This window comes from Stenotrophomonas sp. YAU14A_MKIMI4_1 (genome assembly GCF_003086855.1).
In the GTDB taxonomy this organism is placed as follows: Bacteria; Pseudomonadota; Gammaproteobacteria; order Xanthomonadales; family Xanthomonadaceae; genus Stenotrophomonas.
On sequence record NZ_CP025998.1, the window covers coordinates 4,353,646 to 4,379,444 of the forward strand.

Annotated in this window: 21 protein-coding genes and 1 pseudogene; 6 read left to right on the top strand and 16 right to left on the bottom strand. The window is 67.4% G+C overall.

From position 1 onward, the window contains the following. Window positions 1-14: 14 nt before the first annotated feature. Window positions 15-2,789 (bottom strand): DNA polymerase I, encoded by a 2,775-nt coding sequence (polA, locus tag C1931_RS19660; RefSeq protein ID WP_108757531.1) that lies wholly within the window; start codon window positions 2,787-2,789, stop codon window positions 15-17. 86 nt (window positions 2,790-2,875) lie between these two features. Here polA and C1931_RS19665 point away from each other — a divergent pair, with 86 nt between their 5' ends. Continuing rightward, window positions 2,876-3,160 carry a DUF2782 domain-containing protein gene (locus tag C1931_RS19665; protein ID WP_108757532.1) on the top strand — a complete coding sequence of 95 codons (285 nt, stop codon included), beginning with the start codon at window positions 2,876-2,878 and terminating at the stop codon, window positions 3,158-3,160. A gap of 323 nt (window positions 3,161-3,483) precedes the next feature. On the opposite strand, the gene C1931_RS19670 is transcribed toward C1931_RS19665, so the two are convergent. The 4 genes from C1931_RS19670 to C1931_RS19685 all read right to left on the bottom strand — a co-directional run bounded on the left by C1931_RS19670 (window position 3,484) and on the right by C1931_RS19685 (window position 8,413). Continuing rightward, the gene (locus C1931_RS19670) at window positions 3,484-3,930 is read right to left on the bottom strand and encodes a universal stress protein (protein ID WP_108754591.1); all 447 of its coding nucleotides are present in this window, start codon (window positions 3,928-3,930) and stop codon (window positions 3,484-3,486) included. Between the two features lie 131 nt (window positions 3,931-4,061). Then, window positions 4,062-5,078, bottom strand: coding sequence for an RNA 3'-terminal phosphate cyclase (gene rtcA, locus C1931_RS19675; protein WP_108757533.1), 1,017 nt, complete (start codon window positions 5,076-5,078; stop codon window positions 4,062-4,064). 57 nt (window positions 5,079-5,135) lie between these two features. After that, window positions 5,136-6,362: an RtcB family protein gene (locus C1931_RS19680; RefSeq protein WP_108757821.1), complete on the bottom strand. Its 1,227-nt coding sequence runs from the start codon at window positions 6,360-6,362 to the stop codon at window positions 5,136-5,138. A 503-nt stretch (window positions 6,363-6,865) separates the two neighbouring features. After that, complete coding sequence (locus C1931_RS19685) at window positions 6,866-8,413, bottom strand: VWA domain-containing protein (protein ID WP_108757534.1); 1,548 nt, start codon at window positions 8,411-8,413, stop codon at window positions 6,866-6,868. 187 nt (window positions 8,414-8,600) lie between these two features. Here C1931_RS19685 and rtcR point away from each other — a divergent pair, with 187 nt between their 5' ends. Both rtcR and C1931_RS20465 read left to right on the top strand, forming a co-directional pair. After that, the gene (gene rtcR / locus C1931_RS19690; RefSeq protein WP_108757822.1) at window positions 8,601-10,196 is read left to right on the top strand and encodes an RNA repair transcriptional activator RtcR; all 1,596 of its coding nucleotides are present in this window, start codon (window positions 8,601-8,603) and stop codon (window positions 10,194-10,196) included. 73 nt (window positions 10,197-10,269) lie between these two features. Further along, entirely contained in the window at window positions 10,270-10,416 is a 147-nt protein-coding gene (locus tag C1931_RS20465) for a hypothetical protein (RefSeq protein ID WP_199912386.1), read from the top strand. 80 nt (window positions 10,417-10,496) lie between these two features. Here C1931_RS20465 and C1931_RS19695 read toward each other — a convergent pair whose 3' ends face one another. After that, a complete protein-coding gene (locus C1931_RS19695; RefSeq protein ID WP_108757535.1) occupies window positions 10,497-11,051 on the bottom strand; it encodes a hypothetical protein in 555 nt (184 codons plus the stop codon). Window positions 11,052-11,181: 130 nt separating this feature from the next. Here C1931_RS19695 and C1931_RS19700 point away from each other — a divergent pair, with 130 nt between their 5' ends. After that, a complete protein-coding gene (locus C1931_RS19700; protein ID WP_108757536.1) occupies window positions 11,182-11,784 on the top strand; it encodes a hypothetical protein in 603 nt (200 codons plus the stop codon). Window positions 11,785-11,893: 109 nt separating this feature from the next. Here the strand turns inward: C1931_RS19700 and C1931_RS19705 are convergent, their stop codons facing one another. The 6 genes from C1931_RS19705 to rpmB all read right to left on the bottom strand — a co-directional run bounded on the left by C1931_RS19705 (window position 11,894) and on the right by rpmB (window position 18,109). Further along, window positions 11,894-12,220, bottom strand: a complete 327-nt coding sequence (locus C1931_RS19705) for a low molecular weight protein tyrosine phosphatase family protein (RefSeq protein ID WP_108757537.1) — start codon at window positions 12,218-12,220, stop codon at window positions 11,894-11,896. A gap of 129 nt (window positions 12,221-12,349) precedes the next feature. Beyond that, on the bottom strand, window positions 12,350-14,542 hold the full coding sequence (uvrD, locus tag C1931_RS19710; RefSeq protein WP_108754599.1) for a DNA helicase II: 2,193 nt from the start codon (window positions 14,540-14,542) through the stop codon (window positions 12,350-12,352). A 9-nt stretch (window positions 14,543-14,551) separates the two neighbouring features. Beyond that, complete coding sequence (locus C1931_RS19715; protein WP_108757538.1) at window positions 14,552-15,973, bottom strand: FAD/NAD(P)-binding protein; 1,422 nt, start codon at window positions 15,971-15,973, stop codon at window positions 14,552-14,554. A gap of 30 nt (window positions 15,974-16,003) precedes the next feature. Next, window positions 16,004-17,422, bottom strand: a complete 1,419-nt coding sequence (gene cls, locus C1931_RS19720) for a cardiolipin synthase (protein ID WP_108757539.1) — start codon at window positions 17,420-17,422, stop codon at window positions 16,004-16,006. 272 nt (window positions 17,423-17,694) lie between these two features. Continuing rightward, the gene (rpmG, locus tag C1931_RS19725) at window positions 17,695-17,862 is read right to left on the bottom strand and encodes a 50S ribosomal protein L33 (RefSeq protein ID WP_170272460.1); all 168 of its coding nucleotides are present in this window, start codon (window positions 17,860-17,862) and stop codon (window positions 17,695-17,697) included. Window positions 17,863-17,872: 10 nt separating this feature from the next. After that, window positions 17,873-18,109, bottom strand: coding sequence for a 50S ribosomal protein L28 (gene rpmB / locus C1931_RS19730; RefSeq protein ID WP_005411638.1), 237 nt, complete (start codon window positions 18,107-18,109; stop codon window positions 17,873-17,875). A gap of 282 nt (window positions 18,110-18,391) precedes the next feature. Here rpmB and C1931_RS19735 point away from each other — a divergent pair, with 282 nt between their 5' ends. Continuing rightward, window positions 18,392-19,642, top strand: coding sequence for a glycosyltransferase (locus tag C1931_RS19735; RefSeq protein WP_108757540.1), 1,251 nt, complete (start codon window positions 18,392-18,394; stop codon window positions 19,640-19,642). An 18-nt stretch (window positions 19,643-19,660) separates the two neighbouring features. On the opposite strand, the gene dnaQ is transcribed toward C1931_RS19735, so the two are convergent. After that, complete coding sequence (dnaQ, locus tag C1931_RS19740) at window positions 19,661-20,170, bottom strand: DNA polymerase III subunit epsilon (RefSeq protein WP_108754603.1); 510 nt, start codon at window positions 20,168-20,170, stop codon at window positions 19,661-19,663. 146 nt (window positions 20,171-20,316) lie between these two features. Further along, window positions 20,317-21,210 carry a LysR family transcriptional regulator gene (locus C1931_RS19745; RefSeq protein ID WP_108757541.1) on the bottom strand — a complete coding sequence of 298 codons (894 nt, stop codon included), beginning with the start codon at window positions 21,208-21,210 and terminating at the stop codon, window positions 20,317-20,319. 109 nt (window positions 21,211-21,319) lie between these two features. Here C1931_RS19745 and C1931_RS19750 point away from each other — a divergent pair, with 109 nt between their 5' ends. Beyond that, entirely contained in the window at window positions 21,320-21,709 is a 390-nt protein-coding gene (locus C1931_RS19750) for a RidA family protein (RefSeq protein ID WP_108757542.1), read from the top strand. A 48-nt stretch (window positions 21,710-21,757) separates the two neighbouring features. Here the strand turns inward: C1931_RS19750 and C1931_RS19755 are convergent, their stop codons facing one another. Both C1931_RS19755 and C1931_RS19760 read right to left on the bottom strand, forming a co-directional pair. Next, complete coding sequence (locus tag C1931_RS19755; RefSeq protein WP_199912441.1) at window positions 21,758-24,925, bottom strand: CusA/CzcA family heavy metal efflux RND transporter; 3,168 nt, start codon at window positions 24,923-24,925, stop codon at window positions 21,758-21,760. A gap of 19 nt (window positions 24,926-24,944) precedes the next feature. Continuing rightward, window positions 24,945-25,757 (bottom strand): annotated as a pseudogene (locus tag C1931_RS19760) (efflux RND transporter periplasmic adaptor subunit); the annotation flags it as partial. Window positions 25,758-25,799 lie beyond the last annotated feature (42 nt).

A 25,799-nucleotide genomic window follows, 5' to 3' on the forward strand; every position in this document is an offset into this window, starting at 1 on the left:
GCCCGAAATGCGACTCAGTGCGCTTCGTCCCAGTTGCTGCCAATGCCGGTATCGACCACCAGTGGCACCCGCAACTGTGCCGCTTGCGACATGTGTTCGACCACGTGCTTACGCAATTCCTCTGTGAAACCGGCCGCGCTTTCGAAGACCAGTTCATCGTGCACCTGCAGGATCATCCGCGCCGGTGCCCCGCTGTCGCGCAGCCACTGGTCCACGGACACCATCGCCCGCTTGATGATGTCCGCCGCCGTGCCCTGCATGGGGGCGTTGATGGCCGCCCGTTCGGCGCCGGCGCGCAGGCCCTGGTTGCGGGCGTTGATGTCGTTCAGGTACAGGCGGCGGCCGAATAGGGTTTCCACATAGCCCTGCTCGCGCGCCTGCTGGCGCATGCGCTCCATGAAGTCGCGCACGCCCGGGTAGCGGCTGAAGTACAGCGCCACGTAGTCCTGCGCCTGGCCGCGGTCGATGCCCAGGTTGCGGGCCAGGCCGAAGGCGCTCATGCCGTACATCAGGCCGAAGTTGATGGCCTTGGCGGCGCGGCGCTCGTTGGGCGTCACCTCGTCCAGGGTGCGGCCGAACACTTCGGCGGCGGTGGCACGGTGCACGTCGGCGCCCTGCTCGAAGGCGCGCACCAGGCCCGGGTCTTCGGACAGGTGGGCCATGATGCGCAGCTCGATCTGCGAATAGTCGGCCGCCAGCAGCTGGCAGCCTTCCGGGGCGACGAAGGCGCGGCGGATGCGGCGGCCATCGTCGGTGCGGATCGGAATGTTCTGCAGGTTCGGGTCCGACGAGGACAGGCGGCCGGTGGCGGCGCCGGACTGGTGGTAGCTGGTGTGCACGCGGCCGGTGTCCGGGTTCACCATCTCCGGCAGCTTGTCGGTGTAGGTGCTGCGCAGCTTGGCCAGGCCACGGTATTCCAGGATCACACGCGGCAGCTCGTGCTGGTCGGCAATGGCCTCCAGTGCTTCCTCGTTCGTGCTGGGCTGGCCCTTGGGGGTCTTCACCACCGCCGGCAGCTTCAGCTCGTCGAACAGCACGGTCTGCAGCTGCTTGGGCGAATCCAGGTTGAAGCTGCGGCCGGCCAGTTCGGTGGCCTTCTGCTGCGCGGCCAGCATGCGCGAGGACAGGTCCTGGCTCTGCCGGCGCAGTTCGGCGGTGTCGATGTGCACGCCGTTGGCTTCGATGGTGGTCAGCACCGGCACCAGCGGCATCTCGATGCTGCGGTACACGCTGTCCAGGCTCGGTTCGGCCAGCAGCTGCGGGCGCAGCGCGTGGTGCAGGCGCAGGGTGATGTCGGCGTCCTCGGCCGCGTAGCGGCTGGCTTCGTCGATACCCACCTGCGAGAACGGAATCTGCTTGGCGCCCTTGCCGGCCACGTCCTCGAACTTGATGGTGTTGTAGCCCAGGTAGCGCAGGGCCAGCGAATCCATGTCGTGGCGGGTGGCCGTGGAATTGAGCACGAAGCTCTCAAGCATGGTGTCGTCGTGGTAGCCCTGCACCTCCACGCCATGGCGGCGCAGCACGTGCAGGTCGTACTTGCCATGCTGGCCCAGCTTCTTCTTCGCCGGGTCCTGCAGCAGCGGGCGCAGCGCGTCCAGCACGTGCTGCAGCGGCAGCTGTGCCGGCGCGCCGGGATAATCGTGGCCGACCGGAATGTAGGCGGCCTTGCCCGGCTCCACCGCCAGACTGATGCCGACCAGGCGCGCACGCATTGCGTCCAGCGCATCGGTTTCGGTATCGAAGCTGATCAGCTCTGCCTGCTGCAGGCGCTGCACCCAGGCCTGCAACTGCTCGTCGGTCACCACGGTTTCGTACTCGCCCGGTGCGGCCAGGGCCGGGTCCAGTTCACCCACAGCCGGCGCTTCGGCGCTGCCGCGGGCGAAACCGGCGGCGGTGCCGCGCAGGCTGGGGGTGGCTTCGCTGGCGGCGGCCGGGGCCGGCAGCGGCGCACCCAGCTCCTTCAGCGCCTGGGTGAAGCCGTAGCGCGCGTAGAGCTCGGTCAGCACCGGCACGTCCTGGTCACGCAGCGCCAGGGTGGTCGGGCTGGCGTCCAGTTCCACGTCGGTACGGATGGTCACCAGATCGCGGTTCAGCGGCAGGCGATCCAGCGCCGCGCGCAGGTTTTCACCGATCTTGCCCTTCATGGTCGGGGCAGCGGCCATCACCCCGTCCAGCGTCTGATATTCGGCCAGCCACTTGGCCGCGGTCTTCGGCCCGCACTTCTCCACACCGGGCACGTTGTCCACGGTGTCGCCCATCAGTGCCAGCAGGTCGATGATCTGGTCGGCACGCACGCCGAACTTGTCCATGACGGCCGCATCGGAATCCATGCGGCTGCCGGTCATGGTGTTCACCAGTTCGATGCCCGGGCGCACCAGCTGGGCGAAATCCTTGTCACCGGTGGAAATGGTCACCTTCAGGTCCTGCGCCACGCCCTGCAGGGCCAGCGTGCCGATCACATCGTCGGCCTCCACGCCGGGAATGCGCAAGATGCTGATGCCCAGCGCTTCGACGATGCGGCACATCGGTTCCACCTGGCTGCGCAGGTCGTCGGGCATGGGCGGGCGGTTGGCCTTGTACTGGTCGTACAGGTCATCGCGGAAGGTCTTGCCCGGCGCATCCACCACGAAGGCGACGTAGGCCGGGCGCTCCTTCAGTGTGGACCGCAGCATGTTGACCACGCCGAACAGCGCGCCGGTGGGTTCACCCTGTGCATTGGACAGGGGCGGCAGCGCGTGGAACGCGCGGTACAGGTAACTGGACCCGTCGATCAGGACTAATCTGCTCATGCGGCGATTCTACGCGCCCACGCCTGCACGGCGGCGACACGGTGATGGGGCATAATCAAGACCCGTTCCAGGCAAAGGCCCTGTCGATGAAGACCCTGATGCTGGCGTCCGTGCTCCTGCTTGCTGGCTGCGCCAGCATGGGCGGTGCCGGCGCTCCCCCGGTGGACGTGAAGGGTGCCGAAGTGTCCAGCCGCACCATGGACAACGGCGACACCATCGAGGAGTACCGCGTGTCCGGCCAGCTGCGCATGGTCAAGGTCACCCCGTCGCGGGGCGCACCGTTCTACATGTATGACCAGAACGGCGATGGCCGCATGGACAACGACAAGGATGGCGTGTCGCCGGTGTATTGGAAGCTCTACAGCTGGTGATGTGGCGAGGGGTCGGATCCCTTTCCGCAGGAAAGGGCTCTGACCCCATCAGGGCCAGCGGCAATGCCCATCCACGCATGGCGTGGATCTACTACCTGCCGCCCGGCACGTACACGCGCATCCCGCCCCGGTAGATCCACGCCATGCGTGGATACGGCCATCCCGAACCCCGGTAGATCCACGCCATGCGTGGATGCGGCCCGCCCGAACCCCGCAGTAGATCCACGCCATGCGTGGATGCGGCCATCCCGAACCCCACAAAAGATGACGCCGGTACGCATCCTGCGCACCGGCGTCGGTCCCCTCCCCGGGAACGCGTGAATTCAGCGGATGACCAGCACCGGCAGCGAGCTGCGCGCCAGCACTTCGGCGGTCTGGCTGCCCAGCAGCACGCGGGTCACCCCGCGGCGGCCGTGCGAGGTCATCACGATCAGATCGCTGTTGCGATCAGCGGCGGTTTCGATGATGCCGTCGGCCGCGTAGCGGTCCAGCACATGCACCGGGTTGGCCTTGATGCCCTGTTCGGCGGCCTTGGCCAGCGCCGGCTGCAGCACCTTCTGGGCCCCTTCCTCGCGGTCGGCCTTGTACTCGGGGCTGTTCATGTAGCCCACGCTCCAGCCCATGGCGTCGTACATGCCGACGGCCCACGGCTCGGACACCGTCACGATATCGACCTCGGCGTTGAGGTCCTTGGCCAGCTCCAGGCCCTTGGCCAGGCCCTTGTCGGCCAGCTCGGAACCGTCGGTGGCGATGAGGATGCGCGTGTACATGGTGGGGCTCCGTGGCGATCTGCCGAATGGGAACACCACCATTACACAGCCGATGTGCACGCCGTGCCTTGAGCAGGATCAATGCGCGGGGTTGACGCCCGCCGGGCATGGCCCGGCGAGCCCCAGGATGCCTACGCCTCGACGGTCACCCGCCAGCCCCCCTCGTGCGGCTGCCAGTCGAATTCCACCGGCAGGAACTTCTCGATCAGCCGGGCGTTGCTGGCCAGGTGATCGCTGATGACGTGGGTGGTGAAGGCGCCGCCGCCGGCCAGGGCCATCGGCAGCAGCAGCTGGTCGGACAGGTATTCACCCACGTAGGCATTGCCCTGCAGGTACTGCTGTACGCGCGCCGACAGGCGTGCGCCCACCTGTTCGGCACTCACCCCGCGCTCGCCGTGGCCATCGAACACTTCCACGTGGCTGCCATGCTGCACGCGCACCAGGGCGACATTGCCCGGGCCCAAGGCCGGGCGGATCGACTGCACGTGACGCGGGTGCGGGTCGACGCCCAGGGTGTCGGCCAGCACCTGCAGCTCGCGCAGGCCGATGCTGCTGGACAGGCCGGACATCAGCACCTGCGCCTGCATCGACTCCAGGACCGGCCGCTGCTCCAGCAGCGGTGCCTGCAACGCGGCGCACGGCTGCACCTGCACTTCAATCACGCCGCCGCCGGCCGGGTGGAAGCCATGCTGCAGCAGCTGCATCGAGGCCTGCACGCCCATGCGCGCCAGTGACGGCAGGTAGCTGTCGGCGATGAAATCGGCGCTGGGCGCCAGCGGGTTGTGGGTGCCACCTTCCAGCCGCAGGCGCGAGGGCTGCTGCGCGCGCCACAACGCCGGCAGCACGGTCTGCAGCACCAGCGTGGCCGAACCGGCACTGCCGGTGGCGAAGTGGTAGTCGCCAGCGCTCACCACGCCGGGCTCGAAGCGCAGCGAGGTGGCACCCAGCGCAGCGCCATGCGTGCAGGCGTTTCCGACCCGCGCGGCCGCATTTACGGCAGTCAGGTGCTGGCGCATCAGCCCCGGCTTGCGCCGGATCGCGCGGATGTTCTGCAGGGTGAAGCCAATGCCGGTGCACAGGCTCAGGGTCAGGGCCGAGCGCAGCAGCTGCCCGCCGCCCTGCCCGCCATCAAGTTCAATCATATCCATGTGTAGGTTCCTCCATCCTGCCGCGCGCGGCGCAGTGTACGCCGCGCGCGGCCCGCTTCATCCCTTCACGCACACCACCTGGCGCAGCGTGTGCACGATCTCGACCAGATCGCGCTGGGCCTCCATCACCGCCTCGATCGGCTTGTAGGCCGCCGGCGATTCATCCACCACCTCCGCATCCTTGCGGCATTCCACGTGCGCGGTCGCCTTGGCGTGCTCGTCCACGGTAATCAGCTTGCGCGCCTGGGTGCGGCTCATCACGCGGCCGGCGCCGTGGCTGCAGCTGTGGAAGCTGTCCTCGTTGCCCAGCCCGCGCACGATGAAGCTCTTGGCACCCATGCTGCCGGGAATGATGCCCAGCTCGCCCTTGCGCGCACTGACCGCACCCTTGCGGGTCAGCATCACGTCCTTGCCGAAGTGGGTCTCGCGGTTCACGTAGTTGTGGTGGCAGTTCACCGCCTCGGCCTGGGCCTCGAACGGCTTGCTGATGACCGTGCGCACGGCGGCCACCACGTTGCGCATCATCACCTCGCGGTTCATGCGTGCGAAACGCTGCGCCCACTCCACGGCGAACACGTAGTCGCCGTAGTGCTGGCTGCCCTCGGGCAGGTACGCCAGGTCCTGGTCGGGCAGGTTGATCATCCAGCGGCGCATTTCCTGCTTGGCCAGTTCGATGAAGTAGGTGCCGATGGCATTGCCCACGCCACGCGAGCCGGAGTGCAGCATGAACCACACGCGCTGGTCCTGGTCCAGGCACACTTCCACGAAGTGGTTGCCGGTACCCAGGGTGCCCAGGTGCTTGAGGTTGTTGGTGTTCTTCAGGCGCGGGTGGCGCTCGCAGATCAGCGCGAAGTCGTCCACCAGCTGCTTCCAGCCTTCGATGGCCAGCTCCGGCGGCGTATCCCAGCTGCCCTTGTCACGGCCACCGCGGGTCACGCTGCGGCCGTGCGGCACCGCCCGTTCGATCGCGCTGCGCACGGCCGACAGGTTGTCCGGCAGGTCGCTGGCGTCGAGCGTGGTGCGCACGGCCATCATGCCGCAGCCGATATCCACGCCCACCGCGGCGGGAATGATGGCCCCCACGGTCGGCACCACCGAACCCACGGTTGCCCCCTTGCCCAGGTGCACGTCGGGCATCACCGCAATCCACTTGTGGATGAACGGCAGGCGCGCGATGTTCTGCAGCTGTTCGCGTGCCTGGTCTTCCAGCGGCACGCCGCGCGTCCACAGCTTGATGGGTGCAGCGCCGGGCTGCTGGATCACGTCATGGTTCAAGGTGGTCATGGTGATGTTTCCTTTCATCCAATACAAAAAGCAAAGAAGGTGCGGTGACAAAGGTGGCCGAACGCACCACCTGCCGCGTTGCCGTGGCAGGTGGCCGGGACTTGAACCCGACCCCGAAGGTTTTCCGATGTAGTTCGGCCGGCATTCCCCGCGCAACGAAAGCAAAGGTGCCGGCAGCACGACGAGGGGTGGAGGAACATCCTGCTCTACCACTGAGCTACCGCTGCGTTGCCACAGCGGGCGGGGCTCGAACCCGCGACCCGGAGCTTGGAAGGCTGTAGTTCCTCCGGCATTCGCAGTGCCGGCGTTGAAGCAGGTGCGGTGACAAAAGGAGTGGAACATCTCTTTCCCCACACCCGGCAGGAAAGGCGGGATTTGAACCCGACCCCGAAGGGACAACCAATGTAGTTCCACCAGCATTCACCGCGAAAACTCGAATTCCGGGTCCCTGCCCGGCGGGCCCCATTGCCCGCCGGGCGGTTCCTGGCGACATCCTTGCCGCCTTACAACGTCATGTCCTGGATGCGCTGCACCCAGCCACTGCCATCGGCCGGTGCCTGCGCGTACTGGCCCAGCAGATCGAACACGGCATCGCTGAAGCCGCCGATGTGCAGCACGTCCTCGCGCTGCGCCGTCTGGCTGCTGGCCACCGGCTGCAGGTCGATGCAGACCAGGCGCGCCTGCGGGCAACGCTGCTTCAGCACCTCCCACGCCCGCATCGTGGCCGTCGCACCGCCCTGGCGGGTATCGCGCCAGCTCTCGTTGTCCGACACCAGCACCACCAGGTCGACCTGCGCGCGGCGACGGTTGAGGTCTTCCAGCGGTGCGCTGACCGAGGTGCCGCCGCCGTTGATCGCCAACTGCGCGGCCAGGGTCATCACGCTGTCGCGCGGGTTCAACTGCACCGGCCGCACCTGGGTGTCGAACGGCAGCACCGTGGCCTGCGGCTGACCGCGCAGCACACAAGCCGCGATCAAGGCCGCCACGTCCACACAGCGCACCGACGTACTGGCGCCCTTGCGGTAGCCGGTCAGCGGCCACTGCATGGACCCGGACACGTCCACCGCAACCACTACCCGCCCCGGCAGCACCGGTACCGTTGCCGTGGCGATCTCCATCGCATCCTGCAGTGCATCCAGGATCGGCAACGGCAGGCCCTTGCCGGCGTGGAACGCCATCAGCAACTGGTACGGCAGCACCCGTGAACGACGTACCTGCTGCGGGTCACGCAGCCGCGCGGCAATCAGGTCCACCATCGCCGCATCGTCGAACACGCCGTTGCGGGCGAACGTGTTGAGGTTCATCCGCATCGACTGCCACGACGCGCTGCGCGCAAGCGCCGACCATTGCGCCGCATCCAGCGGCAGCGTGCTGAAGTACTGGAACGGCAGCGCCGGCGGCAGTCCCTGCGGGTCACGCTTGAACGCTTCGTAGGCCTGCACCAGCGCCGGCAGCTGCGCCGCGTCATACGGACGACCGACAACCCACGCATACAGCGCCTTGCGCTCGGCATCGGCCGGCTTCGGGTGGACCATGCGGATCAGATCCGCCAGCGACGGCTGCTGGCCGATGGCTGCACGCACCAGCGTTTCCACCGGGGCCTGCTGGATCCACTCACGCACCAGACGCTTGGGCAGCGAGCCCAGCGAACGGCGCCCGACCTGGCCGCTGCGCATGATCTGCACGAAGGTGCGCAGCTGGCGACCGTTGTCGATCACCCGCGAGAACACCTGGGCGAACACCGCGGCGTCGCGCAGGCTGAGCACCGCCAGCAGCAGCGCCGGCATGTCCTTCATGTGCGCCACCTGGCGTGCGTACACCGCGGTGCGCGCCACGAAGGCCGGCTCGACCTGCGCGGTCAGCGCCAGCACCTGCTGCAGCTGCGCGTCGGCGTTGCTGTAGAAGGTGTTGTTGAGGCAGCCGGTGGCCGCATACAGGGCCAGCGCAGCACGCGGGTCGCGGCGGTAGGCCAGGCCACCGGCCTCATTGACGGTGGTGGCCGGCGGCAGCGATGCGGCACGCGGGTTGGAGAAGAGCGTCAGGTTGGCCATCGTGGTGTCCTCGGCGGGAACTGCCCGCGTCGTGTCTTGCCTGGAATAGAGCAACGGCCGTGCCAACTCTTGATCTAATTGATCAAATTGTTGTTTTTACTGATTTTTTATTCGCTTCAGGCAAGAATCGCCGGCGTAGCGCTCGAAGAATGTATATAGTTTCAGCGCGTCTTTTATAGGAATGGATATGTCTCGGCGACAGGTCGTCTTCGGCATGCTCGGCACCCAGCTCGACACGGGCGAAGGCCCCGGCCGCTGGCAGAAATGGCGGCCGACGGTGTCGCTGGGCATGCATGAGGATTTCCTGCCCGACCGCGTCGAGCTGCTGCTGGACGAGCGCCGCTACGCCAAGCTGGCGCGCGTGGTGTGCGAGGACCTGCAGCAGGCCGCGCCGGGCCTGGAGGTGCGTCGGCACGACACCTACCTGGCCGATCCGTGGGAATTCGAAGGGGTCTACGCCACCCTGCACGATTTCCTGGCCGGCTACCCGTTCCAGCCGGAGGAGGAGGACTACTACGTCCACATCACCACCGGCACGCACGTGGCGCAGATCTGCTGGTTCCTGCTCACCGAGAGCCGCCATTTTCCCGGCCGCCTGCTGCAGACCTCGCCGCCGCGCAAGCAGGATGGCGCGGCCGGCAGCTACGCCGTCATCGATCTGGACCTGTCACGCTACGACCACATTGCCCAGCGCTTCGCCCAGCAGCAACTGCAGGACCGCGACCTGCTGAAGAGCGGCATCGCCACCCGCAACGCCGCCTTCAACGCGATGATCGAGCAGATTGAAACGGTGGCCACGCGTTCACGCGCACCTATGCTGCTGATGGGCCCCACCGGTGCCGGCAAGAGCCAGCTGGCCAAGCGCGTGTTCGAACTGAAGAAGCTCAAGCACCAGTTGCCCGGCCGCTTCGTTGAAGTGAACTGCGCCACGCTGCGCGGGGATGGTGCGATGAGCACGCTGTTCGGCCATACCAAGGGCGCCTACACCGGTGCATCGTCGGACCGCGCCGGCCTGCTGCGTTCGGCGCACCAAGGGCTGCTGTTCCTGGATGAAATCGGCGAACTGGGCCTGGACGAACAGGCCATGCTGCTGCGTGCGCTGGAGGAGAAACGCTTCCTGCCGGTGGGCAGCGATCGCGAAGTGGAAAGCGAGTTCCAGCTGATTGCCGGCACCAACCGCGACCTGCAGCAATCGGTGCTGGAAGGCCGCTTCCGCGAAGACCTGCTGGCACGCCTGAACCTGTGGACCTACCACCTGCCGGGCCTGGCCCAGCGCAGCGAGGACATCGAGCCGAACATCGAGTTCGAGCTGGAGCGCTGGTCACAGCAGCAGCACGCGCGGGTGCGCTTCAACGCGGAAGCACGCGCGCGCTACCTGGCCTTCGCCACCAGCGCCGAGGCCGCCTGGCGCGGCAACTTCCGCGACCTGGGCGCATCGATCATGCGCCTGGCCACGCTGGCCACGGGCGGGCGTATCCAGACCGAGGGCGTGGACGAGGAGATTGCCCGCCTGCGCCGGCAGTGGCGCGGCGGCGAAGCGCCCTCACCGCTGCAGGCCCTGCTGGGCGACGCCGCCGACCAGCTGGACCGCTTCGACCGCGTGCAGCTGGAAGAAGTGGTGCGGGTCTGCGCGCGCTCAAAGTCGCTTTCTGCCGCTGGACGCGAGCTGTTCGCGGTGTCGCGCACCCAGCGCGCCAGTACCAATGACGCCGACCGCCTGCGCAAGTACCTGGCGAAGTTCGGCCTGGACTGGGAACAGGTGCGCAGCCCCGGTTCTGCGTAGCGTCGAGCTTGCTCGACAAAGGGCCCCGGTACATGCTGGCCGCGCAGCATCCATCGCTTTCAAGGAGATCGCCATGCACGAACGCAAACCAACACCCGCCGCCGTCCCGCGCACACTTGTATGGGTTGTCATCGGCGTTTTCGCGGTGCTTTACGGCGGCTATCAGGTCGGCAAGGAACTGGCCCTGCGCGACAATGCAAAGCAGGCGGCGGGCCAGTAGCGTCGAGCTTGCTCGACTGTTTTCTGTGATCGGAAGCATCGTGCCAACCAAGGTTGGCACCTACCGGTGAACGTCTACGCTCAGGCAATCTGCACGATGCGCGCGTTCTGGCACAGCGGGTAGCTGGCAACGAACTCGGCAATGGCTGCCTGCATCGCGGTAAACGACTGGCCGTACATGTACAGCGCGGTTTCGGTCGGGCCCTGCCACCAACTGCAGATTTCGCCCAGGCCATCGATGCGCTCGGACAGCTGCTCGAACACATGGTTCGAATCGCACTGCTCGTACACCTCGTCCGGCAGGTTCAGACCGTCCAGGTAGATGCCCAGCCCTTCGGTGACGCCGAAACTGCGATCGGCCTCGCCCGCGCCCTGCACCTTGGAACCCTTCGGTGCACCCAGCTGTTCCAGCAGATCAACCAGTTTGGGCACGCCGGCTGCGTCGTTCAGCGCGATTTCGATATCGCCGTACTCCACTTCCCCCTCGTCGGAGATCGCGGTGCCGCCGCCGGTGATCTCACCGATGCCGGCCGCCTGCAGCAGCGCATCCAGCGGGTCCTCGAACAGCTCGTGGCGGTGCTCGGGCTGCAACTTGGCGTTCAAGGTCACGGTAACGTGCAGCGTGGGTTCGGTCATGGCGGCGTTCCTGGAAGATGTCGCCGCCTATTGTAGAGTCGAGCTTGCTCGACTGCTTCTTCAGCCCCCCGGACCCGTCGGTCACGCGATAATGCGCGGTACAGAAACATCATTCCAACAGGGGGAATACATGAAGTCGATCATTGCAGCCACACTGCTGCTGTTGCTCACTGGCTGCGGCATCCGCACCGAAGTCGTGCGGGTGAACGTGCCTGACATCCGGGTCAATCCGGAACAGGGCACGTCGGTGGTCGTGGCACCGGTCACCGACCATCGCCCCACCGACTTCCTGGCGCTGGTGCCCGCAGCGGACCGGGCCCGGAACGTGGGCGGAGAAGTCCGCCAAGGCAATGGCTTCAACCTGGTTCTGGAGTCGACCACCACGGCCGAGAAGACCCGCGAGATCATCACTCAGGCACTGCGGAACATGGGCTATCGCACGGTCGAGAGCTGCGACGCACGCTGCCTGCACCTGCAGGCGTCAATGAATCAGTTCGCGGTCAGAGCGCCTTTCAATTTCTGGCGCGCCGCAGGCTGGGCGCAACAGATGGTGGCGGATATATCGGTGGAAGTGACAACGGGCGAGGCTGAGCAGAGCCGATCGTTCGTTGCCAAGGGCCATGGCACGAATGTGTTCCAAGTGGTTTCGCCGGAAAACTGGGAGAAAGCGCTGGAGCGTGCAGTCACTGATTTCACCGCGGACTTCAAGCAGAAGATGGCGGCGCAGGAGTAGCCCATCCGTAGCGCCGGGCGGGCTGGACGGCTGCTTCCGGGAAGGGCCAGTCGAGCAAGCTCGACTCTACGGGCGGTTACCGCGCGCGACAGGGTGCCGTGGCGACCTGTCAGCGCAGGAACGGTGGCACCTTGCGCTTCAGCAGTTCCACCAGCACCGGGTCCATGTAGTCGTAGTCGTCGGGAATATCCAGGCAGATCACCCGCTTGCCGTTCAGCCATGCCTTGTAGCGGCTGGACAGGCGGTTGCGGTGCGCCTTTTCCATCACGAACACCAGGTCGGCCCACTGCAGCAGCTCGGGGCTGAGCACTTCCTCGGCGTCGGCCAGCAAGCCCGCCGAGGCGGTTTCGATGCCGGGCCAATCGGCGAACACCTGCTCGGCCGTGGGGCTGCGCAGGCGGTTCTGGCTGCAGAGGAAGAGCACGTTGCGGGTCATGGGATTCTGCCGTTGTAGCGTCGAGCTTGCTCGACTGAACGCGCAGAGCAGTCGAGCAAGCTCGACTCTACAGGAGTTCGCAGAGGGGGTCAGAGCCCTCCCGCGGCAGGGCTCTGACCCCGACGGTGATCAGATCACCGTCAGGTTGGCGTAGGCCATCACCAGCCACTTGCTGCCGGCATCGGCGAATTCGACCTGCACGCGGGCGTGCGCGCCGCTGCCTTCGTAGTCGGTCACCATGCCTTCGCCGAACTTGGGATGGGTGACCAGGGCCCCCAGCTTCAGCGGCGGGGCCTCGATCGATGCGTGGCCCATCACCCGGCTGCTGCCCAGCGAGGCCGGGCGTGAGACCTGCACCTTCGGGCGCACCTCGTGCAGCAGTTCGCGCGGAATCTCGCGCAGGAAGCGCGAGGGCAGGCTGTAGTTGTCCTGGCCGTGGATGCGCCGCGATTCGGCGTAGCACAGCACCAGCTTCTGCCGTGCACGGGTAATGCCCACGTAAGCCAGGCGGCGCTCTTCTTCCAGCCGCCCGCTTTCTTCCAGCGAGCGCGCACTCGGGAACAGGCCGTCTTCCATGCCGGCCAGGAACACCAGCGGGAATTCCAGGCCCTTGGCCGAGTGCAGGGTCATCAGCTGCACACCCTCCTCGCCCGCCTGCGCCTGGCCTTCACCGGCCTCCAGCGCGGCGTAGGCCAGGAAGGCGACCAGCTCGTCCATCTCCTCGCCCACTTCCTCGATGTCATCGGCACGGCGCACGAAGCGCGAGGCCACCGACACCAGTTCGTCCAGGTTGTCGGTGCGCGATTCGGAATCCAGCGAGTTGCGGCTTTCCTTGCTCCAGTGTTCGCGCAGCTGCGAGCGCGACAGGATGTGGTCCACGCGCTCGGCCAGGGTCATGTGCAGGGTCTGTGCCTGCAGCTCGTTCACCAGCACCAGGAAGCCGGCCAGCGCGTTGCGTGCGCGTGCGGCCAGCGCACTGCCCTGGGTCACCAGCATGGTGGCTTCCCACAGCGACAGGCCCTGCGCACGTGCTTCGCGGCGCACTTCGTCCAGCGTGCGCTCGCCGATGCCACGGGTGGGCGTGTTCACCGCGCGCTCGAAGGCGGCATCGTCATTGCGGTTGGACAGCAGGCGCAGGTAGGCCAACGCGTCCTTGATTTCGGCACGCTCGAAGAAGCGCATGCCGCCGTACACGCGGTACGGCACCTGTTCGCTCAGCAGCGCTTCTTCCAGCGCGCGCGACTGCGCGTTGCTGCGGTAGAGCACGGCCACTTCGGTGTAGCTGCCGCCGTCGCGCACCCACTGGCGGGCACGTTCGACGATGTAACGCGCCTCGTCCATTTCGTTGTACGCCGCGTACAGATCGATCGGCTCGCCATCGCCACTGTCGGTCCACAGTTCCTTGCCGATGCGGTCCGGGTTGTGCGCGATCACCGCGTTGGCGGCGCCCAGGATGTTGGCGGTGGAACGGTAGTTCTGTTCCAGGCGGATGGTCTGCGCGCCGGGGAAATCGCGCAGGAAGCCCTGCACGTTCTCGACCTTGGCGCCACGCCAGCCGTAGATGGCCTGGTCATCGTCACCGACCACGAACACGTGGCCTTCATGGCCGGCCAGCACGCGCACGAAGGCGTACTGGATGGCATTGGTATCCTGGAATTCGTCCACCAGGATTTCGCGGAAGCGGGCGCGGTAGTGCGCCAGCAGGGCCGGGTTGTCGCGCAGCAGTTCGTGAGCGCGCAGCAGCAGTTCGGCGAAGTCGACCAGGCCGGCGCGGTCGCAGCGCGCCTGGTATTCGATGTAGGCCTGGCGCATGGTTTCCAGCCACGCATCGTGCGGCTCGGGCTGGATGTGCTGCGGGCGGCGCCCCTCGTCCTTCTGCTCGTTGATCCACCACGCAATCTGCTTGGGCGGGTGCTTGCTGTCGTCGATTTCCAGCGCCTGCACCACGCGCTTGACCAGCCGCAGCTGGTCGTCCGAATCCATCACCTGGAAGCCTTCGGGCAGCTTGGCGTCCTGCCAGTGCAGGCGCAGCAGGCGGTTGGCCAGGCCGTGGAAGGTGCCGATCCACATGCCGCGGCTGCCGTTGGGCAGCTGCGCGTCGATGCGGTGGCGCATTTCACCGGCCGCCTTGTTGGTGAAGGTGACCGCGAAAATGCCGTGGGTGGGCACGCCGAAGACTTCATGCAGCCAGGCGATGCGGTGGGTAAGCACGCGGGTCTTGCCCGAGCCGGCGCCGGCCAGCACCAGGTGGTGGCCAGGGGGAGCAGAGACGGCGTCGCGCTGGGCCGGGTTCAGGCCATCAAGCAGGTGGGAGACATCCATGCCCCCATTTTACGGCATCGCGGTCGCGTGCCCTGCGACCACCTGCGTGGCCAATGCCTGTGCCTGCTGACGCAGTTCAGGCACGGCCAGGCTTTCCCACAGGCTGCCGATGCGCAGGCTGCCGAGCACGCCCAGCCGCGGTTGCGGCCGGCCCTGCGCGTCGTGCAGGCGATCGCCGGGCACGCTGCTGTCCAGGCCCAGCCCATGCGGTCCCGGCCGTGCCACGCCATCGGCCAGCAGCTGCTGCAGCAACGGGTTGCGCAGGGCGGTGGCACGGGTTTCCACGCCGGTGGCATTGATGATGCCGGCCACCGCCCAGGCCTGGTCAGCACCGTCAGCGCTGCGCCCGCTCAGCAACAGGGCGTCGTCCTGCTGGCGCACCTGCTGCAACCGTGCGCGGTGGATCTGCAGCTGGCCACTGGCCTGCAGCGCCTGCAGCTGCGCATCGATGCCTTCGGCAATGCGATGACGATGCACGTCCCAGTAGCGCACCACATGGCGCAGGAAGCGACGCTGGTCGGCTGCATCCAGGCTGCACCACAGGGCCTGCCCATGCGCGCGGATACGGTCCATCACGCCCTGCCACGGCTGCCCGGCGGCCTGCAGTTCACGGGCGTGCTGGCGCAGTGCGCGCAGTCGCTGGCGCAGGGTAAGCGGCAGCAGGCTGGCGGGATCGAAGCTCGGCAGCGCGCCATGGTCGTGCGCCAGCGGCAGCAGGCCGTGCCGCGAGATGACGTGCAGCGGGCCGCTATGGCCGGCCGCCACCAGGGCCAGCACGGTATCGGCCATGCTCAGGCCCGAGCCGACGATGGCCAGCGCCTGTGCACCGGCCAGGGTGCGCACGCCATCGTAATCCCAGGCTTCGACCACGGCGTCGGCCGGCAATGCGTCGGCGCCGGGCACCGGCAGCGGGCGCATGCTGTTGCCGGTGGCCAGCACCGCCTGCGCGGCGCGCAGCACCTGTCCATCGCCCAGCTGCAACTGGCAGCCGTGCGCGTCCACCTGCAGGGCCAGCACCGGCTGGGCGATGACCTGCACCTGCGCTGGGCTGGCCGCAGCGGCCTGCTGCAGGCGCTGCTGCAGGTAGCTGGCGAAGTAATGGCGGCAGACATAGCGATCGCCCAGCACATCGCGTGCTTCACCCGGGTAGGCGTTGGCCGCTTCCAGGTAATCGAGGAAATCGCCGGGCTGTTCCGGGAATGCGCTCATCTTTGCCGCCGGCACGTTCAGCAGGTGCTCGGGCCACGGTGTGGAATAGGCAATGCCCTGCGCCGGCTGCGAGGCCGGCTCGAACAAAGCGATACGCAGCGGCTGCCGGGCAAGGCGCAGCACGTGGAGGGCCACCAGTACGCCGGCAGCGCCGCCACCGATGATCGCCAGGTCCGCTTCAGCGGTTCGCGCGGAATCAGTCATGCATGGATTGTAGGCCATGGCCGGCGTGACCCGCGCCAACACGCCCGTTTACATCAGCGCATCGGCCAGCCGTGCGATGCCTTCGCGGCTGCGCCGCCACGCCGGTCGCTGCCGCCACTGCTCCAGATCGAGCAGCGTCGACTGCCGCAGGTAGTCGTCTTCGATCGCGCACAGCTGCTTCACCAGCGGGCGGTCGTAGCAGATCAGGCCGATCTCGGCATTCAGCGCGAACGAACGGATATCCATGTTGATCGAACCCAGCACCGCGATGTCTTCGTCCACGCTCATGTGCTTGGCGTGCAGGAATTGTGGCTCGTACAGCGCGATCTGCACGCCACAGCGCAGCAGTTCGTCGTAGTACGCCTCCTGCGCCCAGGACGTCAGCCGCTGGTTGTTGCTGGCCGACAGGATCAACTGCACCTGCACGCCCGACAGCGCGGCGATGCGCAGCGCGCTCAGGGTGGCCTCGTCGGGCACGAAGTACGGGGTCACCATCACCAGGCGCCGCCGCGCCAGGTGGATGAGCGCGGCCACGGCATCGCGCGCATTGCTGTACGGGTAGGCCGGGCCGCTGGGCAGCAGCTGGGTGGCGATGTCGTCACTGCACACCGGCACGTTGGCGATCACCTCCAGGCGCTGCCCGGTTTCCATGTACCAGTCGCTGGCGAACACCGCTTCCAGATGCGCCACCGCCGGGCCGCGCACGCGCGCCACCAGTTCACGGTTGGGATGGCCGGGCACGAACTGCGGGCCGGCCAGGTTCTGCGAGCCCACGTAGGCCACTTCGTTGTCGATCACTGCGATCTTGCGGTGGTTGCGCAGGTCCATGCGGCCGCTGCGGCGCCAGCGCAGGCCGCCCGGCAGCATCGCGCGCACTTCCACATCGCGTGCCTGCAGCCGTTTGCGGTAGGCGCGCAGGCCGCGCTTGGCGCCGACGGCATCAAGCAGCACGCGGCACTGCACGCCACGCGCGGCGGCTCGCTGCAGGGCTTCGACGATGGCCTCGCCCACGGCGTCATCGAACATCAGGTAGTAGAGCAGGTGCACGCGGTCTTCGGCCTGGTCGATATCGGCAATCAGGCTGTGCAGCGATTCGTCGTAGTCGGTCAGCAGATCGACGGCGTTGCCATGCACCGGCATGAAGTCGCCCTGGCGCTGCACCAGCGGCACGATCTCGGCAGTGGCGGTGTCGGGCTGCGGCACCCAGCGCAGACGCCGCTGCAGCGCCTGCTCTTCGCGGATGACCAGCGATGCCTCGGCCTGGCGGCGGATGCGTTCGCGCGACAACCAGGGGTGTCCGAACAGCAGGTACAACGGCAGGCCCAGCAGCGGCACGAAGCCGACCAGCAACAGCCAGCTGCGTGCGGCCCCCGGCGTGGTGCGGGTGGGAATCCAGCACAGCGCGACCAGGCGGATGAGCCAGTCGATCAACAGCAGGTAGGAGCCCAGCAGCCACTCGAACAGCATCGCGTCGCCCGTCGGGAGGTGTGCAGCCATTCTGCCCAGCAGGGTGTGTAGAGTCGAGCTTGCTCGACGGCTTGGAAGCCATGTGCCAACCAAGGTTGGCACCTACCAGTGCGGGGTGAGCGTGCCAACCAAGGTTGGCACCTACCGGGGGGGTGAGTGTGCCAACCAAGGTTGGCACCTACCGGGCGGGGTACGCACCTGCCGGGCGCCGGGCATGAAAAAACCCGCCACAAGGGCGGGTTTTTCCGGAGGCGATCAGCAACCCTTGCGGATTACTTGATCTTGCCTTCCTTGTACGGGACGTGCTTGCGCACGACCGGATCGTACTTGGAGAATTCCATCTTCCCCGGGGTGTTCTTCTTGTTCTTGTCGGTCGTGTAGAAGTGACCGGTACCGGCGGTCGAAATCATACGGACCTTATCGCGCTTGCCTGCCATGATCGTCTACTCCTCAGACCTTTTCGCCGCGCGCACGCAGCTCAGCCAGAACGGAATCGATGCCGTTCTTGTCGATGGTGCGCAGTGCATGCGCGGAAACACGAAGCTTCACCCAGCGGTTTTCGCTGGCAACCCAGAAGCGGCGCTCGTGCAGGTTGGGCAGGAAACGACGACGGGTCTTGTTGTTGGCGTGCGAGACGTTGTTACCCGTCTGCACTCGCTTGCCGGAAACCTGGCATACGCGGGACATTGCGCACCTCGATAGTTAATTTTGTCAGCCCGTAGCCCGGGAGACGGCGGCCTCGGTGGTTACCCACCACACATCAAGAGAATCAAAGGGTTACGCTGGCGTTGGGCGGCCGGGGACGTGCTCCCGGGGGTGCCGCCCGGTACGAAACCGGACACAGCGAGCCGCGCATTATGCAGGCTTTCAATCACTTGCGCAAGTTGTCCACAGGGCGAAGGCTGAACGTGGCACGCCCTGTTCATGCCGGGTCTGACCATACTGGCGGCCCCTCCCGCGAGCCCTTCCATGCGACTGCTGGCCCTGACCTATGGCACCGAAGGCGACACCCGGCCGCTGGTGATGCTGTGCCACGGGCTGCGCCAGGCGGGCCATGAGGTGATGCTGCTGGCCGAACAGGGCACGCTGGCCACTGCGCGCGACCTCGGCGTGCCGCACGCGGCGCTGCAGGGCGACATCCACGATGAGGTGGTGGCCCTGGTGGCACGCGGCAACAACCTGGCTGCCGCCTCGCGCGGTCTGGCGCGGATGGCCGGCCGCCACGTGCCGGCCTGGATGGCGCAGGCCGATGCGGCCGCCGCAGGCTGCGACGCCATACTGACGGGGGGTCTGGCCGCCCTGGTGGGCTTGAGCGTGGCCGAACGGCAGGACCTGCCAGCGATCGGCACCGGCATGATTCCGCTCACCCCGACGCGGGCCTTTGCATCCCCCTTCCTGCCGCCGCTGCCGCTGCCCGGGTTCCTGCGCCGGGCCAGCTACGGGCTGGTCAACCAGGCGGTGTGGCGCACGTTCCGCAAGCCGATCAACGTGGCGCGCGCCGCACTGGGGCAAGCCCCGCGCCGCACGCTGTGGACCGGCCTGCCAATGCTGTACGGCATTTCCCCGCAACTGCTGCCGCCGCCGCCGGACTGGCCGGCCGACCACGTGGTGTGCGGGCAATGGCGGATGCCGGAGCAACCGTGGTTGCCGCCGCCAGACCTGCAGGCCTTCCTCGATGCCGGTCCGCCACCGGTGTACCTGGGCTTCGGCAGCATGACCGGCTTCGACCGCGAGCGTGTGTTGCCGGCGCTGCTGCACGCGTTGGCACCGCGACGCGTGCTGCTGTTTCCCGGCTGGGCGGGCCTGCCTGCAGGCGACCTGCCGGCGAACGTGTTCGTCGTTGGCCCGACACCGCATGAAGCGTTGTTCCCGCGCTGCGCGCTGGCCATCCATCACGGTGGCAGCGGCACCACGCATTCGGCCTGCCGCGCAGGTATTCCTTCATTGGTGATGCCTTTCGCCGCCGATCAGTTCTTCTGGGCGCGGCGCCTGCAGGCGCTCGGTGTTGCGCCAGCACCACTGTCGCCGAAGCGCTTGCATGCGGCCACGCTGGCGACGGCCATCGCGTTCGCCGAAGACCCGGAAACGCGCGCACGTGCGGTTGCACTGGGTGCAGCGATGGCCAGCGAAGATGGCGTGGCCACCGGTGTGGCGATGATCGAACGGTTGGCACGGCTTCCCGATGGGGTCGGATCCCGCGTCGACAGACGCGGGCTCTGACCCTTGCTGCAGGTCAACTCAACGCAGGTGTGGAATCACCTGCGCCAGCAGATGTGCATCCTTCAGCGCGCCGTGCAGGCCGCGCTCGCCGGGAATGCCCAGGCGTTGCAGCAGGTCATCCAGCTTGTTGGGCTGCCCCGGCCAGCGCTGCTGGGCGATCTTCAGGCTGCAGGTCACGCGGCAATGGTGGGCCAGGGCCACCGTGTGGCCGGCCAGGCGAAGTTCATGGTCCAGAAAGCCGACGTCGAACGTGGCGTTGTGGGCCACCAGTTCACTGCCACGCAGGAATTCAAGCAGTTCGACCGCCTTGTTGGAGAACAACGGCTTGCCGACCAGCATGGCGTCGCTGATGCCGTGCACACGTTGTGCGAAAGGGTCCACGCGACGTTGTGGCTGCAGGAACGTGTGGAACTGGCGACCCGTGATTCGTCCGTCGATCATTTCCACCGCACCGATTTCGATGATGCGATGGCCCTGCTTGTGCGACAGGCCGGTGGTTTCGGTGTCCAGTGCAACGATACGACTCATGTGGCAATCCGTTTCCTTTGTGGCGTGCCAGGAATGGTCGCACGAACGTTGACGCCATCGACCTAGGAACAGTTGCAAACCTTTGCGGTCGGGAGGCTGTAGCGCCGAGCAGAAGCAGTCGAGCAACGCTCGACGCTGCAAAGGCATTACCCCAGCACCTCCACCACCCAATCGATGAACACCCGAAGGCGCTGGCTCATGTGCCGGTTCGGCGGGAACATCACGTGCATCGGCATGGCGGGCAGTTGCCAGTCCTGCAGCACCGGCTGCAGTTCGCCGCGGGCCACGTACGGCTGCGCCATGTAGCTGGGCAGGGCGACCACGCCCAGTCCGGCCACAGCGGCCGCCAGATAGGCGTTGCCATCATCGAAGCCCACTGTGTAACGGCCCTGCACCTCGATGCGCTCATCACCACGGCGGGCGCTGAACACCCGCGCGCGACCGCTGCGCGGGCTGAGGAAGCCGACCACGTGATGGTCCGGTCCTTCCAGCGCGCGCGGGTGGTCGGGCGCGCCGAAGCGCTGCAGGTAGGCAGCGCTGGCGTAAAAGCCGATCGTCAGGCTGGCCAGTGGCCGGGCCACCAGCGCCGGGTCGGCCGGCGTGCCGCCGCGTATCACGCAGTCCACGTTGTCGGTGATGACATCCACTTCGCGATCGCTGACGCCGATGTCCAGCTGGATCTCCGGGTAGCGTGCATGGAACTCCGCCAGCGCCGGCACCAGCCTCAGCCGTGCATAGGGGCCGGGCACATCAATGCGCAGGCGCCCGCGCGGCTGGCTGGCGGCTTCTCCCAGGCCGCCCTCCACCGCCTCCAGTTCGGCCAGCAGACGGGCGATGCGCGGGTAGTACGCCGCGCCATCGGCGGTGGTGCTGACACGCCGGGTGGTGCGGTTGAGCAGGCGCAGGCGCAGGTGCGCTTCCAGCTGCTGCACCAGCTGGGTGACCGTGGTGCGGCTGACCTGCAGGGTGTGCGCGGCGCGGGTGAAGCTGCCGGTTTCCACCACCCGGGCGAAGGCCCGCATTGCCTCGAATCGGTCCATGGGCGGCCCGCAATTGTTTGGGATCGACAATCAATCTAGGCCGATTATCGCGGTTTATCCAGACAGCCTTGGCGAGGAGGATGGCCCTCTCTTCCACGGGATAGTCCCCATGTCACAGCGTGATGTCGTGTTCCCCGCCGGTCGCCAGGCCCTCTACGAGCGCAACCGCTACTCGCCGGCCATCCGATCCAACGGCTTCCTGTTCGTCTCCGGCCAGGTCGGCAGCCGCGAAGACGGCTCGCCCGAGCCGGACTTCGAAATCCAGATGCGCCTCGCCTTCGACAACCTCAACGCGGTGCTGGCAGCGGCCGGCTGCACGTTCGACGATGTGATCGACGTGACGGTGTTCCTGGTCGATCCGGAAAAGAATTTCGAGAAGGCCTGGGCGATCGTGCCCGAGTACTGGGGCCAGGCGCCGCACCCGACGCTGACCGGCATCGGCGTGACCTGGCTGTATGGGTTCCAGTTCGAGATCAAGGTGATTGCGAAGCTGCCGTAAGTGGATGGGGTCAGAGCCCTTCCTGCGGAAGGGATCTGACCCCTCCGGTCAGGGCTCGCGGCGGTGCAGCCAGCGGTACAGCACGGGCAGCACCAGCAGGGTCAGCAGCGTGGACGAGACGATGCCACCGATCACCACGGTGGCCAGGGGCCGTTGCACTTCCGATCCCGCACCGACATTGAAGGCCATCGGCACGAAGCCCAGCGAAGCGACGAGGGCGGTCATCAGCACCGGGCGCAGGCGCCCCAGCGCGCCTTCGCGCACCGCATCCAGCAGGGGCAGGCCCTGTTCGCGCAGGTGGCGCACGAAGCTGATCATCACCAGCCCGTTGAGCACCGCCACGCCCGACAGGGCGATGAAGCCGACGCCGGCCGAGATCGACAGCGGCAGGCCACGCAACGCCAGCGCCAGGACGCCGCCGGTCAGCGCCAGCGGCACGCCGCTGAACACGATGGCCGCATCACGCACCGATCCGAACGCCCAGAACAGCAGCACGAAGATCAGCAGCAGCGTGACCGGCACCACCACCGCCAGGCGCTGGCTGGCCGAGATCAGCTGCTGGAAGCTGCCGCCGTAGTCGATCCAGTAGCCGGCCGGCAGTTCCACCCTGCCCTGCACCGCCTGCTGCAGGTCCGCCACGAAACTGCCCAGGTCACGATCGCGCACGTTGGCGGTGACCACGATGCGGCGCTTGCCGTTGTCGCGGTTGATCTGGTTCGGGCCTTCGCTGGTTTCGATGCGGGCCAGTTCGCGCAGCGGCACGGTGCGCGGTGCACCGCTGCCCGCGGCCACGCCTCGGCTCAGTTCGTCGCCGTTGTCGCTGGCCAGCGCCGGCTCCAGCGAAATGGGCAGATCGGCCAAGGCCGCCGGGTCCTGGCGCAGGGCTTCGGGCAGGCGCACCACGATGTCGAAGCGGCGGTCACCTTCGAACAGCTGCCCGGCCACCTGCCCACCCACGGCGGTGGCCACGGTGGACTGCACCTGGCCCGGGTTCAAGCCATAGCCGGCCAGCCGCTGCCGATCCGGCAGCACGGTCAGCAGCGGCAGGCCGGTGGTCTCTTCCAGCCGCACATCGGCCGCACCCGGTACCGCTGCGACCACGCGCTGCAGGCGCTGGCCGACGTTGCGCAGGGTGTCCAGGTCATCGCCGTACAGCATCACCGCCACATCGGCACGCACGCCGGAAATCAGCTCGTTCATGCGCATCTGGATCGGCTGGGTGAACTCGTAGTTGTTGCCGGGCAGCGATTCCACCGTGCGCTCCAGCTCGGCCAGCAGCGTTGCGCGCGGCTTGCGCGGGTCGGGCCATTGGCTGCGGGGCTTCATCATGATGAAGGTGTCGGCCACCGAGGGCGGCATCGGGTCGGACGCCACTTCCGGCGTGCCGATCTTGGAAAACACCTTGGCCACTTCCGGCACCTGCAGCAGGCGGCGTTCAATCTGCACCTGCATCTGCACTGACTGCGCCAGGCTGGTGCCGGGAATGCGCATGGCATGCATGGCCACATCGCCTTCGTCCAGGCTGGGCACGAATTCGCTGCCCAGCCGCGTGGCCAGGGCGCCGCAGCCCAGCACCAGCACCAGGGCGCCCACGGCGACCCAGCGGCCGCGGCGCAGGGTGAACGCCAACAGCGGCTGGTAGCGCCGCCGCAGCCAGGCCATCAGCCGGTTCTCCTTTTCCTGCACGCGGCCGCCGAGGAACAGCGCGATGGCAGCCGGCACGAAGGTCAGGCACAACAGCATGGCGCCGGTCAGTGCCAGCACCACCGTGATCGCCATCGGGTGGAACATTTTCCCTTCCACGCCGGTAAGCGCGAAGATCGGCAGGTACACCGCGGTGATGATGCCCAGGCCGAACAGGCTGGGGCGGATCACTTCGGCGGTGGCGCTGGCGGTTTCGGCAAAGCGTTCGGCCACGGTCATGTCGCGGCCCAGCGCATGCTGGCGTTCGCCGAAGCGGCGCAGGCAGTTCTCGATGATGATGACCGCGCCATCGACGATCAGGCCGAAGTCGAGTGCGCCCAGGCTCATCAGGTTGGCCGACACGCCGCCACGGGCCATGCCGGTGAGGGTGAACAGCATGGCCAGCGGAATGACCGCCGCGGTGATCAACGCGGCACGCACGTTGCCCAGCAGCAGGAACAGCACCACGATCACCAGCAGCGCACCTTCCAGCAGATTGCGCGCCACGGTCTGGATGGTGCGGTCGACCAGCGCGGTGCGGTCGTAGCTGGCGGTAACGGTAACTCCCGCAGGCAGGCTGGCCTGCGCCTGCTGCAGGCGAGCGGCCGCGGCCTGCGCGACCTCGCGACTGTTGGCACCGACCAGCATCACCACGGTGCCCATCACCACTTCATGGCCATTCTGGGTGGCCGCGCCGCTGCGCAGTTCCGGGCCGTCGGCCACGCTGGCCACGTCGTGCACGTGGATCGGCACGCCTTCGCGGCGGTCCAGCACGATGTTGCCGATCTCCTGCAGATCGGCCACCTGGCCGGGAATGCGCACCAGGAACTGCTGGCCATTGCGTTCGATGTAGCCGGCACCGACGTTCTGGTTGTTGGCCTGCACGGCTTCGGCCACGTCGTCCAGGCTGAAGCCCAGCGCGCGCAGTCGCGCCGGATCCGGGGTGATGTGCACCTGGCGCTGGAAACCACCGATGGTGTTGACCTCGGTCACGCCCGGCACGTTGCGCAGCTGTGGCCGGATCACCCAGTCCTGCAGGGTGCGCAGATCGGTGGCGGTGTAGGCCGTGCCGTCGGGCTTGCGCGCCTTGGGATCGGCGTCGATGGTGTACATGAAGATCTCGCCCAGGCCGGTGGCAATCGGCCCCAGCTGCGGGTCCAGCCCGGCCGGAATCTGCGAGCGCACCTGCTGCAGGCGTTCGGCCACCTGCTGGCGGGCGAAATAAAGGTCGGTGCCGTCCTTGAACACCACGGTGACCTGCGAAAGGCCGTAGCGCGACAGCGAACGCACGTGGTCCAGCTTCGGCAGGCCGGCCATCGCCGTTTCCACCGCGTAGGTGATGCGCTGTTCGCTTTCCAGTGGCGAATAGCCGGGCGCGGCGGTGTTCACCTGCACCTGCACGTTGGTGATGTCCGGGGTGGCGTCGATCGGCAGCCGGGTGAAACTCCAGATACCGACCGCCACCAGCACCAGGGTCAGGCCCAGCATCAGCCAGCGGCGCTGGATGGCTGCGGCGATGATGCGTTCCAGCAGCCCGTGGCGGGCGTTGGGGTCAGTGCTCATGGCTGGCACCCGCCTTGCCGATGTCGGCCTTCACCGTGTAGCTCTGCTGCACCACCACCTGCTCGCCGGCACGCAGCCCGGCGCTGACCGCCACCTGCTGCGCATCGCGTGCGCCCAGGGTGACCGGTCGCGCGGTATAGGTGTCGCCCTCGCGCACGAACACCACGTCCTTGCCGTCCAGGGTCTGCAACGCGCTGAGCGGCACCACGATATCGGCCGGCGTGCTGGCCACTACGATGCGCGCGCGCACCGCCGCACCTGGCCGCCACAGGCCATCGGCATTGTCCACGCTGGCGCGCGCCACGGTGCTCTGGCTGGCGGTGGCGGTGCCGGGCAGCACGCGTTCCAGCGTGGTGACCTGGCTGACGCCATCGGTCATGCGGGTGACGGTAACCGGCACGCCGGCGGTGATGTGCTGGGTATCGGCACCGAAGATATGCAGGTCCACCCACAGCTGCGACAGATCGCCGATCTCGAACAGCACCTGGCCCTCGCCCGCCATGGCGCCCACCTGCACCTGCCGCGACAGCACCACGCCGCTGATCGGCGCGGCCACGCTGTAGGTGGTCAGGCTGAGGTTGCTGTCGATGCTGGCCAACGGCTGGCCGGCGCGCACGCGGTCGCCCACGTTCGCACGCAGCGCGCGCACCGGGCCGGGGAAGCGTGCGGTGACCTGTGCGCTGCGCCCATCGACCGGGGCCAGCAGGCCCTGCACGTCGTGTTCGTCGGCGATGGTGCCGGCGCCCACTGCGGCACTGACGATGCCCGCCTCGGCCGCCTGCGCGGCGGTGATGGTAGTGCGCTCGGGCGCATCGTCGGCATGCGCGGCTTCGCCTTCGGCGTG